Source organism: Phenylobacterium sp. (genome assembly GCF_036264965.1).
In the GTDB taxonomy this organism is placed as follows: Bacteria; Pseudomonadota; Alphaproteobacteria; order Caulobacterales; family Caulobacteraceae; genus Phenylobacterium.
Genome location: NZ_DATAPY010000118.1, coordinates 1 through 17,808 on the forward strand (window position 1 = coordinate 1; position 17,808 = coordinate 17,808).

12 protein-coding genes are annotated in these 17,808 nt (G+C 69.1%); 5 read left to right on the forward strand and 7 right to left on the reverse strand.

What is annotated here, in order from left to right:
• Positions 1–25 precede the first annotated feature (25 nt).
• Entirely contained in the window at positions 26–913 is an 888-nt protein-coding gene (gene rpoH / locus VHS75_RS15475; protein WP_329639544.1) for an RNA polymerase sigma factor RpoH, read from the forward strand.
• A gap of 255 nt (positions 914–1,168) precedes the next feature.
• Here the strand turns inward: rpoH and VHS75_RS15480 are convergent, their stop codons facing one another.
• The 3 genes from VHS75_RS15480 to VHS75_RS15490 all read right to left on the reverse strand — a co-directional run bounded on the left by VHS75_RS15480 (position 1,169) and on the right by VHS75_RS15490 (position 6,230).
• Complete coding sequence (locus VHS75_RS15480) at positions 1,169–3,967, reverse strand: M14 family zinc carboxypeptidase (RefSeq protein WP_329639510.1); 2,799 nt, start codon at positions 3,965–3,967, stop codon at positions 1,169–1,171.
• Positions 3,968–4,040: 73 nt separating this feature from the next.
• Positions 4,041–4,850 carry a response regulator gene (locus tag VHS75_RS15485; RefSeq protein ID WP_329639511.1) on the reverse strand — a complete coding sequence of 270 codons (810 nt, stop codon included), beginning with the start codon at positions 4,848–4,850 and terminating at the stop codon, positions 4,041–4,043.
• A 93-nt stretch (positions 4,851–4,943) separates the two neighbouring features.
• On the reverse strand, positions 4,944–6,230 hold the full coding sequence (locus tag VHS75_RS15490; protein WP_329639512.1) for an adenylosuccinate synthase: 1,287 nt from the start codon (positions 6,228–6,230) through the stop codon (positions 4,944–4,946).
• Positions 6,231–6,613: 383 nt separating this feature from the next.
• Between VHS75_RS15490 and VHS75_RS15495 the strand changes: the two genes are divergently transcribed.
• The 3 genes from VHS75_RS15495 to VHS75_RS15505 are packed head-to-tail and all read left to right on the forward strand — an operon-like array spanning position 6,614 to position 9,887.
• Positions 6,614–7,033 (forward strand): VOC family protein, encoded by a 420-nt coding sequence (locus VHS75_RS15495; protein WP_329639513.1) that lies wholly within the window; start codon positions 6,614–6,616, stop codon positions 7,031–7,033.
• Positions 7,034–7,056: 23 nt separating this feature from the next.
• Positions 7,057–8,034: a threonine/serine dehydratase gene (locus VHS75_RS15500; protein ID WP_329639545.1), complete on the forward strand. Its 978-nt coding sequence runs from the start codon at positions 7,057–7,059 to the stop codon at positions 8,032–8,034.
• Positions 8,035–8,084: 50 nt separating this feature from the next.
• The gene (locus VHS75_RS15505; protein WP_329639514.1) at positions 8,085–9,887 is read left to right on the forward strand and encodes a cation:proton antiporter; all 1,803 of its coding nucleotides are present in this window, start codon (positions 8,085–8,087) and stop codon (positions 9,885–9,887) included.
• On the opposite strand, the gene VHS75_RS15510 is transcribed toward VHS75_RS15505, so the two are convergent.
• Genes VHS75_RS15510 through VHS75_RS15520 form a run of 3 tightly spaced genes read right to left on the reverse strand, consistent with a single transcriptional unit; the run spans position 9,884 to position 15,579 of the window.
• Complete coding sequence (locus VHS75_RS15510; protein WP_329639515.1) at positions 9,884–13,012, reverse strand: efflux RND transporter permease subunit; 3,129 nt, start codon at positions 13,010–13,012, stop codon at positions 9,884–9,886. The two genes, VHS75_RS15505 and VHS75_RS15510, sit on opposite strands and share 4 nt — an antisense overlap.
• On the reverse strand, positions 13,009–14,130 hold the full coding sequence (locus VHS75_RS15515) for an efflux RND transporter periplasmic adaptor subunit (protein WP_329639516.1): 1,122 nt from the start codon (positions 14,128–14,130) through the stop codon (positions 13,009–13,011). The genes VHS75_RS15510 and VHS75_RS15515 overlap by 4 nt, the downstream gene beginning before the upstream one ends.
• Positions 14,131–14,142: 12 nt before the next feature.
• The gene (locus VHS75_RS15520) at positions 14,143–15,579 is read right to left on the reverse strand and encodes a TolC family protein (RefSeq protein ID WP_329639517.1); all 1,437 of its coding nucleotides are present in this window, start codon (positions 15,577–15,579) and stop codon (positions 14,143–14,145) included.
• A 303-nt stretch (positions 15,580–15,882) separates the two neighbouring features.
• On the opposite strand from VHS75_RS15520, the gene VHS75_RS15525 reads away from it, so the two are divergent.
• Positions 15,883–16,665 (forward strand): TetR/AcrR family transcriptional regulator, encoded by a 783-nt coding sequence (locus tag VHS75_RS15525; protein WP_329639518.1) that lies wholly within the window; start codon positions 15,883–15,885, stop codon positions 16,663–16,665.
• Positions 16,666–16,683: 18 nt separating this feature from the next.
• Here the strand turns inward: VHS75_RS15525 and VHS75_RS15530 are convergent, their stop codons facing one another.
• Positions 16,684–17,790 carry an AbrB family transcriptional regulator gene (locus VHS75_RS15530; protein ID WP_329639519.1) on the reverse strand — a complete coding sequence of 369 codons (1,107 nt, stop codon included), beginning with the start codon at positions 17,788–17,790 and terminating at the stop codon, positions 16,684–16,686.
• Between the last annotated feature and the right edge of the window lie 18 nt (positions 17,791–17,808).

The window sequence follows — 17,808 nt, forward strand, 5'->3', positions numbered from 1 at the left end:
CGAGAACCGCCGGGGAGACCGGGCCATGGCTACGAACGCGCTTGCTGTCATTTCGCCCGAAGGGGGCCTGTCTCGGTACCTGACCGAGATCCGCAAGTTCCCGATGCTGGCCAAGGACGAGGAGTTCATGCTCGCCAAGCGCTGGAAGGAACACCAGGACCCCGAAGCCGCGCACAAGATGGTCACCTCGCACCTGCGCCTGGTGGCCAAGATCGCCATGGGCTACCGCGGCTACGGCCTGCCGCTGGGCGAGGTGATCTCCGAGGGCAACGTCGGCCTGATGCAGGCGGTCAAGAAGTTCGAGCCGGACAAGGGTTTCCGCCTGGCCACCTACGCCATGTGGTGGATCCGCGCCTCGATCCAGGAATACATCCTGCGCTCGTGGTCCCTGGTGAAGATGGGCACCACCGCCGCCCAGAAGAAGCTGTTCTTCAACCTGCGGAAGGCCAAGAGCGAGATCTCGGCCCTGCAGGAGGGCGACCTGCATCCCGATCAGGTCTCGACCATCGCCACCAAGCTGGGCGTGCTGAACGAGGAAGTGATCTCGATGAACCGGCGGCTGAGCGGCGGCGACGCCTCTCTGAACTCGCCGATGCGCGCCGACAGCGAGAGCGAGTGGCAGGACTGGCTGGTGGACGACACCACGCCCAGCCAGGAAACCGTGGTCGCCGACACTCAGGAGAAGTCGCTGCGCATGGGCCTCCTCGAAGAGGCCATGACCGAGCTTTCCGACCGCGAGCGTCACATCCTGACCGAGCGGCGCCTGAAGGACGAACCCACGACCCTGGAAGACCTCGCCTCGCAATACGGCGTCAGCCGCGAGCGCGTCCGCCAGATCGAGGTCCGCGCCTTCGAGAAGCTGCAGAAATCCATGAAAGCCGCCGCGTTGGACCGCAACCTGGTCGACGCGTAGGGCTCAGCTAAATCTCAGGACGAGAGAAGGCCGCCGAAAGGCGGCTTTCTTTTTGCCAGGGGCTGGGCGGCCATTCTGAAAGGCCGCGGAGCGGCGCCTTCCTGTTTAGACACCAAGACCACCAAGGACACGAAGATCACGAAGGCGCCGATGAGGCTGGGGCGCTGAGCCAGGCTGGGCATCTTCGTGGTCTTCGTGTCCTTGGTGGTCTTGGTGTTGAAAGACTGAGCCGCCGCTGCCGCGGCGTCTCAAAGGTCAGCCCTCCGCCTTCCTCTCCGGCTCCTCCGGCTTCTTCTCGTCGTCCTTGGCGTTGGGGTCGGGGATGACCGGCGGGCCGCCCAGGCCGGTGCGCAGGTCCTTGTAAGAGAACAGGGCGTTGTAGAGCATCCGGTACTCACCGAAGTTCTGCCAGCGGTAGATCGGGTTGGTCATGAACATGAGCACCTGGCCGGAGCCCACCGGCAGGTCGACGATGGCCGGGCGGTCCTTCACGTCGGAGGCGCCGACCATCAGCCCGCTCTGCACGGCCTTGTCGCCGCCGGGGAAGCTCATCAGCACGTTCTGCTGCTCGCGGACCGGCAGGGACAGGAGCGAGGCCGAGGCCCAGCGTACCGTCGTCGTGGGCTCGGTGTAGCCGTAGAAGATCGGATTGGCGGGCTTCAGGATCTTCGCCGTCACGATGGGGCCCGGGGCGTAGAACGTCGCGCCCGGCCGGCGCACCTCGACCTGCGGGGTGATCCCGAAGTCGGCCGGCACGACGCTGGAGTCGCCCAGCGTGATCAGGGTCCCGCCGTCGGCCACGAACTTGCGCAGCTCTTCCAGGCCGGTCAGGCCCAGGCCGCCGCGGATGTCGGGCGAAGAGCCGTAGGCCCCCTGCGTCGGGAATTCGGCGGTCTTGGTGTAGGGCAGCGGCTTGCCGTTCATGGGCAAGTCGAAGACGAAGTTCTTCGACGAGCGCCCCTGGCTCGGGACCACGATCACGTCGTACCTCGCGCGCAAGCCGCCCTTCTTCACCTCGTCCTTGAAGATCAGGTCGTAGGGCGTCTCGTACTGATCGAAGGCGTAGCGCACCCAGCCGACGTTCTGGGTCGAACCCCAGGTGGAATAGACCGCCAGACGCGGGAGGGCCGCCTCATGGCTGGCCACGGTCGGCTTGTCGGTCAGCGCCACCGCCGTCAGGCCCAGCGGAACCACCGCGGCCTTCAGCTTGTCGTAGGCCTTGCCGTCGACCAGGAAGGAGCCGGCCGGCACGGTCACGTCGCCGGCCTTGAACGACGACTCAGCGATCCGCACGCCCTCGCCCTTCAGCCGGTAGCGCAGGGTCGCCAGGTTGATCGAGCCGTGGTCGATCACGGCATAGGCGGACGCGCCCGCCGCCCCGATCGAACCCTGCGGCTTGTCGACATCGACCGGCGTCGTGGCCACATCGAGGGCCTTCAGGTCGGCGCTCGGCGTGACCTTCACATGGGCCATCATCCCCATGGTCCAGGCGCTGTCGTCATAGGTCTTGAGCTTGTTGTCGGGGAAGGTCTGCTTCTCCAGCAGGATCTTCGCCAGGCGGCCATAGGGCTGGTCGCGTTTGACGATGAACGACCCTGCCGGGAACTTGCCCTCCTTGAGCGTGACGTCCGCCGTCGTCCGGCCGACCTCGATCCCCTGCATCCGCAGGAGGTTCACCACCAGGGCGGCCCGCGTCATGTCCGGCTGGTCGCCCGGGATCAGGAAGGCGTAGGGCGCGTCCTTCTTGCCCGCCTCGATGGAATTGCGGCTCTTCTGGTAGAAGTTCTCGACGATCAGCTGCGGGTTCGACGCCACCGCCGACAGGCCGGTCAGCACGCCGGTCTCCATGTAGTTGGTGTTGTTGCGCATCGACCATTCGACGACCTTGTAGGGCGGGTCCGGCCGGAACCAATCGCGGGTGGTCTGATCGCCCATGTGCAGGTCTTCGCCGGGGCCATCCACCGGCTTCACGTGCCGCAGCTCGGTCGTCGCCCCGCCGTTGCCGAAGGTCTCGTACATCTTGAAGAGGCCGTTGTGGTTGGTGGACATGAAGCCCACGTAGCCCGGCGACCACTCGTCCACGTAGCCGTGGGTCCACACCCCCGGCATGCCGTACTTGGTGAGCTGCGCCATCTCGAAGTTGGCGATCCAGGGCATCTCGCCGAACAGGATCGGGTCGAGGCTCGGGTTCTGCGGCGCCTGGCCGGAGAAGGTGTAGAGGAAGGGCACGGACTCGTGCAGGTCGTGCATCACCGGCGGATGCCAGGCCAGGTAAAAATCCAGCAGATTCCGCGCACTAAGGCCGGTGTAATTGATGTCCCGGTTGTTGTCGTGGAAGATGTACTTGCCCCAGTAGGGCGCGCCCGGCACCGCGTTCAGGTCGTCGGTGTCGTCGATCTTGTTGCGGTAGTACCAGTCCGTGTAACGGTCGCGGCCGTCGGGATCGGTGGCCGGATTGATGCCGACGATGACGTTGTTGCGGATCTGCTGGATCAGCGGGCTGTCCTCGGTGACGAGGCGGTAGGCCAGCTCCATCAGCATTTCCGGGGGACCGGTCTCGGCCGAGTGCAGGCCGCCCAGGGCGACGTACATCGGCTTGGTCTTGGCGATGATCGCCCTGGCGTCGGCCTCGGAGAGGCCACGCGGATCGGCGAGGCGCGCGAGGTTCTTCCGGTTGGCCTCGACGCCGGCCATGTTCTCGTCCGACGAGATCAGCACCACCACCGTGGGCCGGCCCTCCTCGGTCTTGCCGGTCTCGACGATCTTCACCCGCGGCGATTTGGCGGCCAGCGCGCGGTAGTACTTCAGGATCGCGTCGTAGTGGTCGAGCACCCGCGGCGCGCCGATGTCGTGGCCCAGCACGTCGCGCGGGCTAGGCACCGTCGCCGCCGCCGGCAGGTGGTCGACCAGGGGACTCGAGAACTCCGGCTTGGTGGTCCAGGCCTTCTGGTGCTCAGCGAAGGTGGGGTCCATCGCCTGCTGGGCGAAGGCCGGCGCGGCCAGCACTATGGCGGCAAGCGCGCTCCCGCGCGCGAAGGCTTTGACAAACGACATACCGGCATCCCCCAGCTCGACTGGCTCGCAGGGATAGCTGAGGCCGGCGCCGCGTCAACGGCGCGCGCAGCCCTCAGGCCGCGACCGCCTCGTCCTTCGGCATGTAGGCCAGCAGCGTCGCGGCCTTTTCGGTGAGCAGGGCCTGGTTGTAAGGCGCGCCCTTCTTCTCGACCTCGTCGAGCACCCGGCCGAAATCGATGGCCGCGGTGGTCAGCTTCAGGTCGGCGACGCTCATGCCGCATTTGCGCAGGTCGACGACCTGGGCCTGCATGGAGCGCATGGCCTGAACGGGGTCGGACGCCACCGCGGCGAGGGCCGAGCGCAGGATCTTCAGCGCCTGGGCCAGACGTTCGCTGTCGGGCGTCTCGCGCGCGTCGGAACGGCGCTTCAGCGAGCCCTGATAGTCGCCCGAGTTGAACCGGCGGCGGTCGGGGCCGATGTAGTCCACGGCCTCCACCCAGTCGCGCTGCCGAAGCGTCACCGCCTCCAGTCGGCGCAGCAGGTCCTTCATCGTGAAGGGCTTGCGCAGGAACTCGTGCACGCCGGCGTCGCGGGCGCTCAGGATGCCGGCCGCGGTGGCCTGGCCGGTGACCATGATCACCGGCGCATAGCGGGCCGATAGGTTGCTGCGGCGCAGTGCGCGGGTGAAGGCGATGCCGTCGACGCCGCCGGGCCCCATCTCGGCGAAGATGATGTACGGATCGTAGCTGCCAGCCAGGCGGATGGCCTTTTCGTTGGTCTCAGCCACCCAGATCTGCGAGCCGGCGATATCGCGCATCAGTTCGCCGATCAGCCGCGCGCTCGCCGGCTGCGGGTCCACGATCATCACCCGCTGCATCAGCGGGACCATCCGCTGCACGATCTTGGCGTCCGCGTTGAACAAGGGAGGGCTCCGGCTGCTTCGCCGACCCTAAATCCGCGACCGTAAAGAACGGATTGACGATAACCATGTTCAACTAGGCTTAAGCCGCTGAAACTAATCCTGGAACGGGTCCCGCATCAGGATGGTGTCGTCGCGCTGCGGGCTGGTGGAAAGCAGCGCCACCGGCGCGCCGATCAGCTCTTCGATCCGCCGCACATATTTCACCGCACTGGCCGGCAGGTCGCGCCACGACCGCGCGCCCTGGGTGGTCTCGCTCCAGCCCTCCATCTCTTCGTAGACAGGGGTCAGCTGGCTCTGCGCCTTCAGGCCGGCGGGCAGGTAGCTGTAGGTCTGATCGCCCAGCCTGTAGCCGGTGCAGATCTTCAGCGTCGGCAGGCCGTCCAGCACGTCGAGCTTGGTCAGTGCGATGCCGCTGATCCCGTTCAGGGCGACCGATTGGCGCACCAGGGCCGCGTCGAACCAGCCGCAGCGGCGCGAGCGGCCGGTCACCGTGCCGAACTCCTTGCCCACCGTCCCCAGGTGCTGGCCGACGTCGTCGAACAGCTCGGTCGGGAACGGGCCCTCGCCGACCCGGGTGGTGTAGGCCTTGACGATCCCCAGCACATAGCCCGGCCCCTTCGGCCCCAGGCCCGAGCCCGCCGCCGCCTGACCGGCCACGGTGTTGGACGAGGTCACGTAAGGATAGGTGCCGTGATCGACGTCCAGCAGGGCGCCTTGCGCGCCCTCGAACAGCACCCGCTTGCCGGACTTCACCAGGTCGCCCAGCAGCAGCCACGCAGGCTTGGCGAAGGGCAGGATCAGCGGCGCGAGGCGCTCCAGTTCGGCCAGCAGCGCCGCGCCGTCCGCCTCCGGCAGGCCCAGCCCCCGACGCAGCGGCGCGTGGTGGGCCAGCAGGCGGTCGATCTTGGCTTCCAGGGCCTCGCGGTCGGCGAGGTCGGCGACGCGGATCGCGCGGCGGCCGACCTTGTCCTCATAGGCCGGGCCGATGCCACGCCCGGTGGTGCCGATCTTGTTGGTCGCCGCGGCCTCGCGCGCCTGGTCCAGGTCGCGGTGCAGCGGCAGGATCAGGCAGGCGTTGTCGGCCAAGACCAGGAGGTCCGGGGTGATCGCGATCCCCTGGGCGCCGATCTTGGCGATCTCTTCCAGCAGGTGCCAGGGATCGACCACCACGCCGTTGCCGATCACCGACAGCTTGCCCTGCACGACGCCGGAGGGCAGCAGGCTCAGCTTGTAGACCTGATTGCCGACCACCAGGGTGTGGCCCGCGTTGTGGCCGCCCTGGAAGCGCACCACGACGTCAGCGCGGTTCGACAACCAGTCGACGAGCTTGCCCTTGCCCTCGTCGCCCCACTGGGCGCCGATCACGGTGACATTGGCCATTTGGATACGATCCCTCTCCCTGCCGGAGAAGACCAGCCGCCCTTCGACAGGGGCTCGGCGGATGGCGCGGATCAGTTGTCGCGGCCCCGGCGAACCGGGCGCGGCGGGTGTGTAGACGAGACCGGCCATCGTCTCAAGCCGCAATCGGCGAGTCTTCCGAGACTCCGCGAAAGCGGAGGTTCAGTCTTTCAACACCAAGACCACCAAGGACACGAAGACCACGAAGGGGCGGAGTGAGCCGCGGCGCCCCGCCAGGCCGGGCATCTTCGTGATCTTCGTGTCCTTGGTGGTCTTGGTGTCAAAAATAGGAAATCGCCGCTTCGCGGCCTTTCAGGACAATCGAGGCGCCTGACTAAGACGTCGCGTCGCGCTATCAGGCGCGCATGGACATTCCGCGCTTCCACCTCGCCTTCCCGGTCCGCGATCTCGCCGAGGCCCGCGCCTTCTACGGCGGCCTGCTGGGCTGTCCCGAAGGCCGCTCCAGCGACGAATGGGTCGATTTCGATTTCAACGGCCACCAGATCGTGACCCACCTATCGCCTAGCGAGGTTGGCCACAAAGCCACCAACGCCGTCGATGGCCACCAGGTGCCGGTCCGCCACTTCGGCGCGATCCTGGAGCCCGCCGCCTGGGATGCGCTCGCCGAGCGGCTGACCGCCGCCGGGACGACCTTCGTCATCGAGCCGCACACCCGCTTCAAGGGCGAGGCCGGGGAGCAGTCGACCATGTTCTTCCTCGATCCCTCCGGCAACGCGCTGGAGTTCAAGGCCTTCGCCGACGACGCCATGGTGTTCGCGAAATGAGTGTTTCCGTGACTGACAAGCCCGTGACCGTGACCTTCGCCGATATCCAGGCCGCCGCCGCCCGCATCAAAGGCGTCGCCGTCGAGACGCCCCTGGTGGAGAGCCCGGCGCTGAACGAACGCCTCGGCGGTCGTGTGCTGCTGAAGCTCGAGACCCTGCAGCGGGTCGGCGCCTTCAAGTTCCGCGGCGCCTACAACCGGCTGGTCCAGCTCAACATGGAAGAGCGCAAGGCCGGCGTCGTGGCCTTCTCCTCCGGCAACCACGCCCAGGGCGTGGCGCTCGCCGCCAAGCTGCTCGGCATGCCGGCGCTGATCGTCATGCCGGCCGATGCGCCGGCCATGAAGGTCGCCAACACCCGCGGCTACGGCGCCGAGGTGAAACTCTACAACCGGCTGACGGAAAGCCGCGAGGCCATCGCCGCCGAGATCGCCGAGACCCGCGGCGCAGTCATCGTCCCGGCCTTCGACGACCCGCACATCATCGCGGGCCAAGGCACAGCGGGCTTGGAGATGGTCGCCCAGGCCAAGGCCGTCGGCGCGGAGTTCGACGTCGTGGTCAGTCCCGCGAGCGGCGGCGGCCTGATCGCCGGGGTCTCCGAGGCCATCAAGACGCTCACGCCCAAGGCCGAGATCTGGGGCGTCGAGCCCACCGGCTTCGACGACATGGCCCTGTCGCTGCGGGCCGGCGAGCGGATCGAGATCCATCCCACCACACGCTCCATCTGCGATGCGCTGGAGAGCCACTGCCCGGGCGTGATCAACTTCCCCATGCTGCAGAGGAACCTGGCCGGCGCCGTCGACGTCACCAACGCCGAGGTCGCCGAGGCCATGCGCTACGCCTTCTCGACTTTGAAGCTGGTGGTCGAGCCGGGCGGCATCGCCGGGCTCACCGCCTTGCTTACCAGCAAGGTTGAGGCCAGGGGCAAGACGGTCGGCGTCGTGCTCTCCGGCGGCAACGTCGATCCCGAACTGTTCGCCCAGGTGCTGCGCGGCGAGATCTAGAGCCGAAGCGCGGCCTTGCGGCGGCCTTCGTCCTCCCGCACCAATTGGGCATGACCGAAGCCCACGGCGTCTCGCCCGGCGACTACAAGGACCTCGTCCTCTTCCTGGCGACGGCCGGCATCGTGGTGCCGCTGTTCACGCGGCTGAAGATCTCGCCGATCCTGGGGTTCCTGGGCGCGGGCGTCGTGCTCGGCCCCGAAGGCCTGGGTGCGCTCGCGGCCCGCGCGCCGTGGATCGGGGCCTTCACCGTGGGCAAGCCCGCGGAAGTGGCCCAGCTCGCCGAGTTCGGCGTGGTCTTCCTGCTGTTCACCATCGGCCTGGAGCTGTCCTGGGAGCGGCTGCGCGCCATGCGCCGGCTGGTCTTCGGCCTGGGCGGCCTGCAGGTGGTGGTCGGCGCGGCCCTGCTGGCGGCGGGCGGGATCGCCGTCCTGCATCTGCAGCCCCTGGTGGCCGCGATCCTGGGCCTCGCCTTGGCGCTTTCCTCCACCGCCGTCGCCATGCCGGCCCTGGCCGAGAAGAAGCGGCTGCAGTCGTCGGCCGGACGCGCGGTCTTCTCCGTGCTGCTGTTCCAGGACATCGCGGTGGCGCCCCTGCTGGTCGGCCTCAGCGTCATCGGCAGCGGCGCGAACGGACTGGGCCCGGAGGTGCTGTGGGCGCTGGCCCCGCGGGTCGGCGGCCTCCTGGTGCTGGCGGCCGCGGGCCGCCTCCTGCTGCGCCCGATGATGCGCTCGGTGGCCAAGGCCCGGAGCCCGGAGCTGTTCGTCGCCGCGAGTCTGCTGGTGGTGATCGGCGCAGGCCTGGTGGCCGCAGCCACCGGCCTCTCCATGGGCCTGGGCGCCTTCATCGCCGGCCTGCTACTGGCCGAGACCGAGTACCGCCACGAGGTCGAGGTCACGGTGGAGCCCTTCAAGGGCCTGCTGCTCGGCCTCTTCTTCCTCTCCATGGGGATCGGCCTGGACCTGACGCTGCTGTTCCGTCAGCCCTTGCTGGTGCTGGGCATCGCCGCGGGTCTGCTGATCCTCAAGACCGGCTCGGTCGCCGTGCTATCCCGCCTCTTCCGGCTGAAGCCGCGCAGCGCGCTGGAGGCCGGCCTGGCGCTGGCGGCCGGCGGCGAGTTCGCCTTCATCGTGGTCAATCAGGCGAGCGGCGCGGGCCTCTTCCCCGAAGGCACGGGCCAGGCTTCGCTGACCGCCGTCACCCTGACCATGTTCGCCATCCCCGCCCTGACGGCGCTGGGCGCGCGGATCGGCCAGGGCGCCGCGGCCGCCGCGCCGGTCGAGCACCAGCCGCCATCCCTGCCGCGAGGCTCCGACACCCGTGTCCTGATCGTCGGCTTCGGCCGGGTCGGCCGGCTGATCGGCGAGATGCTGACCCATCACGCCGTGGCCTGGACCGCCATCGAGCGCGACACCCGCCTGGTGGACGCCGCCCGCCGCGAGAACATGACCATCTACTTCGGCGACGCCTCACGGCCGGAGCTGTTGCGCCGCTGCGGCCTGGACACCGCCCCGGCCCTGGTGGTCACCATGGACAGCCCGGACGGTGCGGAAGCGGTGGTGGCCTCGGCCCGCGAGCTGCGCCCCGACCTGATGATCGTCGCCCGGGCCCGCGATGCGCGCCATGCGGGGCGGCTCTATGCGCTCGGCGTCACCGATGCGGTGCCCGAGACCATCGAAGCCAGCCTGCAGCTTTCCGAGAGCCTGCTGGTCGACCTGGGCGTGCCCATGGGCCTGGTGATCGCCTCGATCCACGAGAAGCGCGACGAATACCGCAAGGCGCTGAACCAGCCGCTCGCCCTGGGCGCCCGCATCCGCCGGGCCCGCGACGCCCGCGCACCGCCGGGACCGGTCTAGAGCCGGTCCTCGGGCGCGGGGACGCCGATCGGCTCGCGCGGCGTGACCAGCCTGGCGAGCTTGGGCCGCAGCCACTGCTCGAAGTCGTCGACGAAGCGATAGACCACCGGCACCAGCACGAGCGACAGCATGGTCGACGTGATCAGGCCGCCGATCACCGCCACGGCCATCGGCTGGCGGAACTCGGACCCCTTCTCCAGGGCGAAGGCCGTCGGCAGCATGCCGGCGGCCATGGCCACCGTCGTCATGATGATCGGCCGCGCCCGCTCGCGGCAGGCCTCGAGGATCGCGTCGTGCTGGCTCAGGCCCTCGCGTTCCCGCTCGATGGCGTACTCCACCAGCAGGATGGAGTTCTTCGCCGCCAGCCCCATCAGCATCAGGAAGCCGATGAGCGAGGGGATCGACAGCGACAGGTTGAAGAGCAGCAGGCCGAAGAACGCGCCGCCGAACGAAAGCGGCAGAGCCGTCAGGATGATGATCGGCTTGAAGAAGCTCCGGAACAGCAGGACCAGCACCGCGTACATCAGGAAGACGGCGGCCGCGAAGGCGGCGAGGAAGCCGCCGAACAGCTCGGCCATGGCCTGCTGGTTGCCGACGGCGGCCGGCCGCACGCCGCTGGGCAGGTGTTTCATGATCGGCAGGTTGTTCACCGCCTTCTGCGCCTGGCCCATCTCGACGCCATTGAGCTCGGCCCGCTCGGTGAGCTGGCGCTCGCGGTTCAGGCGATCGATGCGCGCCGGTCCGGCCTGGAAGCCGATATCGGCCACGCTGGACAGCGTCGTGGTCCCGCCGCTGGCCGTGGGCACACGCAGGTTGGCGACACGCTGGATGTTGGCGCGCGCATCCTGCGGCAGGCGCACGCGGATCGGGATCCGGCGCTCTCCTTCGTTGAACTTGGCCACGTTGGCGTCGATGTCGCCGACCGTGGCCACCCGCACGATGGTCGCGATGGTGTCGGATGAGACGCCCAGCCGCGCGGCCTCCTCGGTCTTTGGCCGGATGACGATCTGCGGGGCCTCGGGCGGCTTGGAGGGGTGCGGGTCGGCCAGCTCCGGCAGCTTGCGCATCTCGCGCTCCAGCTCGTGGGCCGCGCGGGTCAGGTTCTCCGGATTGTCGCCGGTCAGGATCTGCTGGAAGCCGGCGGCGCCCTGGAAGTCCAGGAAGGTCAGACGCGCATCGGGAATGGCGCGCAGCCTGTCGCGCAGCCGGTTCTTGATCACGTCGCCCGGCGGCCGATGATCGGTCTTCAGCAGGATCGTCGCCGTGCCGCTGCGCAGGTCTCCGCCGCCGCCGCCGCCCGAGTTCGGGCCGAAGGAGGCGCTGGCGTTGGAGCCGATCTGGATGAACACCCCGGTGACTTCCGGTTGCCCCATGAAGACGTCGTTGATGCGCCGCGCGGTGTCTTCCATGTCGGCCACCGAGCCGCCGGGCGGACCCTGGATGTCGACGTAGAGGAAGTCCGGGTCGCCGGCCGGCTGGAATCCCTGGGGCAGCAAGGGGAACAGCATCAGCGACAGCACGAACAGCACAAAGCCCATGAATGCCGCGACGATCCGATGGGCGAGCGCCCATTCCAGGACGTTCCGGTAGAACCCCTTGAAGGGCTTGCGCTCATGCGGCGTCACATTGGCCCGCAGCAGATAGGCGGCCATCAGCGGCGTCACGAGGCGGGCGACGGCCAGGGAGAACAGCACCGCGACTGAGACGGTCAGGCCGAACTCCTTGAAGAACTGGCCTGGGATTCCCGGCATGAAGCTGACCGGCGTGAACACCACCACGATCGCCATGGTGGTCGCCACCACGGCCAGGCCGATGGCGTCGGCGCCTTCCATGGCGGCCTGGTAGGGCCGCAGGCCCCGGGCGACCCGTTTCTCGATGTTCTCGATCTCGACGATGGCGTCGTCGACCAGGATGCCGATCACCAGGGTGAGCGCCAGCAGCGTCACCATGTTCAGCGAGAACCCGGCGAGCTTCATCACGAAGAAGGTGGGGATCAGCGAGATCGGCATGGCCACGGCGGTGATCGCCGTCGCCCGCCAGTCGCGCAGGAAGAACAGCACCACCAGGGCGGCCAGGAACATGCCTTCGCCCAACACGTGCTGGGTGGCGTGGAAGCCGGAGCGGGTGTTGGTCACCGAGGAGAAGATCTTCGTGACCTTCACCTCCGGATGTTTCTTCCCCAGTTCGACGATGGCCTTTTCGACGGCGTCCTCGGTCACCACGTCGGAGGCTTCCTTGGTCTTGGAAACCTGGAAGCCCACCACCGGGCGGCCGTCCAGGCGCGCGAATCCGCGCACCTCCGACGCCCCGTCGCCCACGTCCGCAACGTCGGAAAGCTTCACGAAGCGCCCGGAGCCGGTCGGAATGGTCATGTCGCGGATCTGGGCGACCGAGGCTGGGTTGGAATAGACGCGCAGGGTCTGCTCGCGGCCGCCGATGTTCACCCGGCCGCCGGGTGAATCGGTGACGAAGCCGCGCAGGGCGGTGTTCACCTGGGTCGCCGTCAGGCCGCGGGCGGCCAGGCGGTCGGGGTTGATCACCACGTTGATCTCGCGGCTGACCCCGCCGACGCGGTTGATCTGCGAGACGCCGTTGGCGGCCTGCAGGGTCCGCGCCACCGTGTCGTCGATGAACCAGGAGACCTCGTCGTCGGTCATGGTCGGCGCGGAGACTGCGTAGGTCAGGATCGGCGCGGCGGAATCGATTTCGATGCGCTGGATGATCGGCTCGTCGATGTCGCGCGGCAGGATGGCCCGCGCCGACGCCATCTTGGTGCGGATCTCGTCGGTCTTCTTCTGGAGGTCCTCGCCGATCTCGAACTCCATCGAGGTCGTCGACACGCCGTCGGTGACCGTGGATTGGATGTTCTTGATCCCGCTGACGCCGGCCACGGCGTCTTCCACAGGCCGGGTGATCTGGGTCTCCATCTCGCCGGGATCGGCGCCGTTCTGGGTCACCGTCACCGCGATCACCGGCAATTCGATGTTCGGGTACTGCTTGATCGGCAGACCGATGTAGGAAATCAGCCCGGCCATGATCAGGCCGAGGAACAGCACCGCGACCGGAACCGGGTTGCGGATCGCCCAGGCGGAGATCGCGAAGTGGCGGCCCTGGGACTCGCTCATTTGCCCGCGGCCTTGCCTGGCGCGGCGAAGGAGCCCGGCGGATCCGCGGCGGTGGTCGGCTTCACCAGGTCGCCGTCCAGCAGGAAGGCGGCGGCGTTCTGCACGATGTGAGCGCCCACGGGCGGGCCCTTGATCAGCTGGACATAGCCGCCGCCGCGCTGCCCGGTCTGGACCGGGAAGTGCTTCACCCGGTTGTCCGGGCCGATGACCATCACGCTGGCGCCGTCGGCGTCATAGCGCACCGCCGTCTCAGGCGCGGCGAGCGCCGCGCCGGAGACCTCGCTGAACACCGCGCGGCCATAGCCGCCGGCGCGGATGTCGCGGCTGACGGGCAGGTGGATGCGCACGACGCCCAGCTTGCTGGAATTGTCGATCTGCGGGCTGACCAGGCGGACCACGCCCTGCACCACCGCGCCGCTCGGCAGGGTGACCTCGGCGTGCATGCCGGGACGGATCTTCGCCAGATCGTCTTCGGACAACTGGGCGGCGAGTTCGACCTCGCTGTCGCGCGCCAGCCGGAACCAGGGCGTGGCCGCGCCGGTCGCAGACATGTCGCCGGGGCGCACGGTGCGCTCCAGGATCAGGCCCGAGACCGGGGCCGTGACCGACAGCTTGCCGACCCGCGTGCGCAGGTCCTTCAGGGCGGCGGCCTGGGCGTTGGCGGTGGCCTGGGCGGCGCGGGCCTGGAAGCGGCGCTGGTCGATCGCCTCCTGAGAGATCACGCCGGCGTTGTCGAGGTCCTTCACGCGGTTGGCCTGGTCGGTGGCCTGCAGGGCCTGCACCTGGGCCTGGGAGGCGACGGCCTCGGCCTGGGCGAGCTGGGCCTGGATCAGCGCCGGGTCGAGGGTGACCAGGGTCTGGCCCTGTTTCACCGTGTCTCCGACGTCGACCAGCACCTTGGAGACCCGATAGCCGGTGACTTCCGGCAGCACGGCGGCCTCTTCACGCGGCAGCAGGTCGCCGGACGCCGCCAGGGCGCCGGAGATCGGCACGTTGGCAAGCGTCACCACCCGCACGGCGCGGGCGTTCTGCGCCTCGGTCGATTTGGGCGCGGGCTTATGGCAACCGGCCAGCGCCAAAGCCGCCATCACCGGCAGGAGGGAGAGGAATCGTTTCATGCGGGTCACGTCTCAGCGGGCCTGCTTGTCAGTGGGGAAGCGTTCTGCGGGCCAGCCGCCGCCGAGCGCCTTGTAGACTTGGATGGTGCGCCGGGCGGCCTGCACCTGGGCGGCCGTCAGCTGCGAGCGGGTGGCCCGCCAGGACTGCTCGGCGCTGAGCGCCGTCTGCAGGTCGGTGAGGCCGCGGTCGTAGCCCAGCTTGTTGGCCTTGTAGCCGCGCGCGGCGCGCGCCTCGCCATCGGTCAGCAGGGCCACGCGCTGGCGGTCGGAATCGAGACTGACCAGCGCGCCCTCGCTATCGGCGAACGCAGTCTGAACGGCCTTTTCGTAGGCGATCACCGCCTGCTCGCTGCGCGCGTTCTGGGCTTTCAGCTCGGCGAGCAGCTTGGGGATCGAAAAGATCGGCTGGGTGATCGCCGCGCCGTTGATCACCGACTGGGCGGTGACCGAGAAGCCGGGCTGCGACTGCTTCGACCAGCTCAGGCCCGGAGTCCAATTCACGACCGGCAGCAAGGACAGGATGTCGAGCTGCGAGCGGCCGGTGGCGGCGGCCACCCGCGCGCTGGCCTCGCGAACGTCAGGACGGCGCTTGAGCAGCTCGCTCGGCAGGGCGTCGGGGACCGGTGGCAGGTTGCCGACACTGGCCTCGACGGCGATGTTCGACGTCGGCTCGACGATCCGCCCGGCCAGGATCAGCAGGGTGCGTCGCTCGACCTGCAGCTGGGCCTCCAGCCCCGCGGCGGCCGCCTTGGCCTGGGCCAGGTCGCCGGCCACGCGGTCGGCATCGGAACTCGCCGCCAGGCCCACCTGGGCGCGCTTGTTGGCGGTGTCGTAGAGCTCCTGCTCGATCCGCTGCGTCTCACGCGCGTCGTCGAGCTGGATGGCCAGGCCGCGGGCCTGGAAATAGGCGTCCGCCACATTGGCGGCCAGGCTGGCGCGGGCGCCCTCATAGTTGAAGCGGGCCGCGGCGATGTCGCCGTTCACCGCCTTCGAGGTCGCCAGGAAGCGGCCGAAGATGTCCACTTCCCAGCTGACGTTCAGGGTGGCGCCGGTCGCGTCCGACACGCCTGAGGAGGTGAAGCCGGGGAAGTTGAACACCGTGCCGGCCAGCTGGTGGGTGTCAGTGCGCTTGGTCGAGCCGCCGGCGTCGCCCTGTGGCAGGTAGTGGGTCAGGGACTCGATGCGGTTGGCCCGGGCCTCGGTCAGGCGCGCCCCGGCGCTGCGGGCGTCCGGATTGCGCGCCAGCGCCTGGTCGATCAGGCCGGTGAGCTGCGGGTCGTGGAAGGCCAGCCACCAGCGGTCGAGGTCGATGGAGCCGGCCGGCGCGCGGTCCGGCGCGCCCTCCGCGCCCTCGAAGGCCGCGGGCATCGCCACGTCGGCCTTGCGCACATGGGCGCAGGCGCCGAGCGCCAGGCAGGCCAGCAGGACGGCAGGGGCGGCGGAACGCATGGCGGGGATTTTCAACCGGGATGCAAGCGACATCGAAGCGCCCGGGAAGGCGCTGTCGCCCGTAGTCGCCGCAGAGGACGACATTGGATGCAGAGCCCGAAGTCGGACGTCTAACGACATGAACACACAAGCCCAGTGATGCGGGCGCCGGAAGCCGACCCGCGAAACCCCCCAGCCTGCGCCCCAGGCCGGCCCAAATCCCGGAAGAATCCCCTGCCCACGCCTCTGTCGGGCGCGTTGCGGCTTTCCTCTGAGCTAAACTCCGTATGTTGTAAAGTGTTATTCGCTGTGCCATCTGGTCCCATGGCGACGGAGTTCTCAGGCGGCGGCGATCCGGGGCGCAGCATTGCGCTGCTCTGGCGCGTGGCCGGCGCGAACCCGCAGGGCGCCCGCCGCGGCCCCAAGCCGCGCCACTCCGTGGACGAGGTCGTGGCCGCCGCCATCCAGCTGGCCGACGCCGAGGGCCTGGCGGCGATTTCCATGCGCCACCTGGCCGAAGCGCTCGGGATCTCGGCCATGTCGCTCTACACCTACGTCCCGTCGAAGGCCGAGCTGGTCGACCTGATGCTGGACCGGGTCGCGGCCGAGGACGCCCATCCGGACGCCTCGCCCGGTGACTGGCGCAGCCAGGTCACCCGCCTGGCGCGCCAGCGCTGGGCCATGGCGCAGCGCCATCCCTGGGTGCTGCAGGTCGGCGTCCACCGCCCGCCGCTCGGCCCCAACATCCTGGCCCGCGTCGAGGCGACGCTCAGCGCCATCGACGGCATCGGCCTCTCCGAGACGGAGATGGACCAGGTGACCTCGCTGGTCGGCGACTATGTGCGCGGCGCGGTGCGCGCGGCGCTGGAGGCCCGCGAGATCGAGAAACAGACCGGCATGACCGACGAGCAGTGGTGGGCCATGAACACGCCCCTGCTGGAGGGCCTGGTCGACCCCGCGCGCTTCCCGACCACGGTCAAGATCGGCGAGGCCTTCAAGGCCGGCCGCATGCCGCCGCCAAACCACGAGCGCAATTTCGAGTTCGGCCTCCAGCGGGTCCTTGACGGCATCGAAAGCTTCATCGCAGGACGGAAAACCGCGCGCTGATCCTTCGCCTTTCCGAGGCTAGTCGAGATCGCCGAGATCGAGCGGCTCAGGCGGTTCGGGCTGCGGGACGGACTGCTTCAGCGTGCCCGCCACCCATCGCGCCACCTGCGGGCCGATCGCCAGCACGACGATCACCCGGACGGTCTGCAGGGCCATGACGAACGGGGTGTCGACCTTGGTGGAAGCGGCGATGATCGCCGCGGCGTCGACGCCGCCGGGACTGGTGGCCAGGTAGGCGGTCAGCGGATCCACATGCAGCAGGACGACCAGCAGCCAGGCCAGGACGCCACAGAAGGCCATCAGGAGGGCGGTAGCGCTCAAGGTCTGGGGAAGCGCCCGAGCGGCGGCGGCCAGCACGTCGCGGGTGAAGCGCAGGCCGGTGTTCCAGCCGATGACCGCGTAGCTGGCGATCAGCACGACCGGCGGCAGCTCGATCGTCACCCAGCCCAGGATGTTGAGCGCCGCCCCCAGCGCCAACGGGCCGAGCAGCACGCCGGCCGGGATGCGCGAGGCGAGGCCGAGACCGCCACCCACGACCGCGATGGCCGCGGTCTCGGCGAAAGGCAGGAGGTGGATCGGCGGGAAGTATCCGCCGGCGAAGCGCGGTGCGCCGCCGCCATGCACGAACAGCAACGCCACCACCGAGGCCGCGGCCGCCACCAGCACCACGCGCAGGTACTGCATGAAGGCGACGAGGCGGAAATCGGCCCCATAGGCCTCGGCCAGCACCATCATGGCCGTCGCCGCGCCGGGAAGCATCCCCCAGACCGCCGTCGTGCCGGGAACGATACGCAGGCGGCTCATGGTCCAGCCGATACCGGCGGCGGCGGCGATCGAAAGCGCCACCACGCCCACGAAGACCGGCCAGTGGCTGGCGAAACCACCGACGATGGCCGGTGTCATCGAGCGGGCGACGAGGCAGCCAATGGCCGCCTGGGCGACCGCCATGAAGGCGCGAGGAACCTTCACTGCACCGCCCGCCGTCTGAACGAGCATGGCGGCCGCCAGCGGCCCGAGCATCAGGGCGGCCGGCAGCCTGGCCCACTGGAGGAGGCCCGCCGCCAGGGCGGAGGCCGCCAGGAGCACCGCCCAGCGGCCCGCCGCTGGCAGGGACTGCAGGGGCAAGCCCCTCACGGCCGGCGA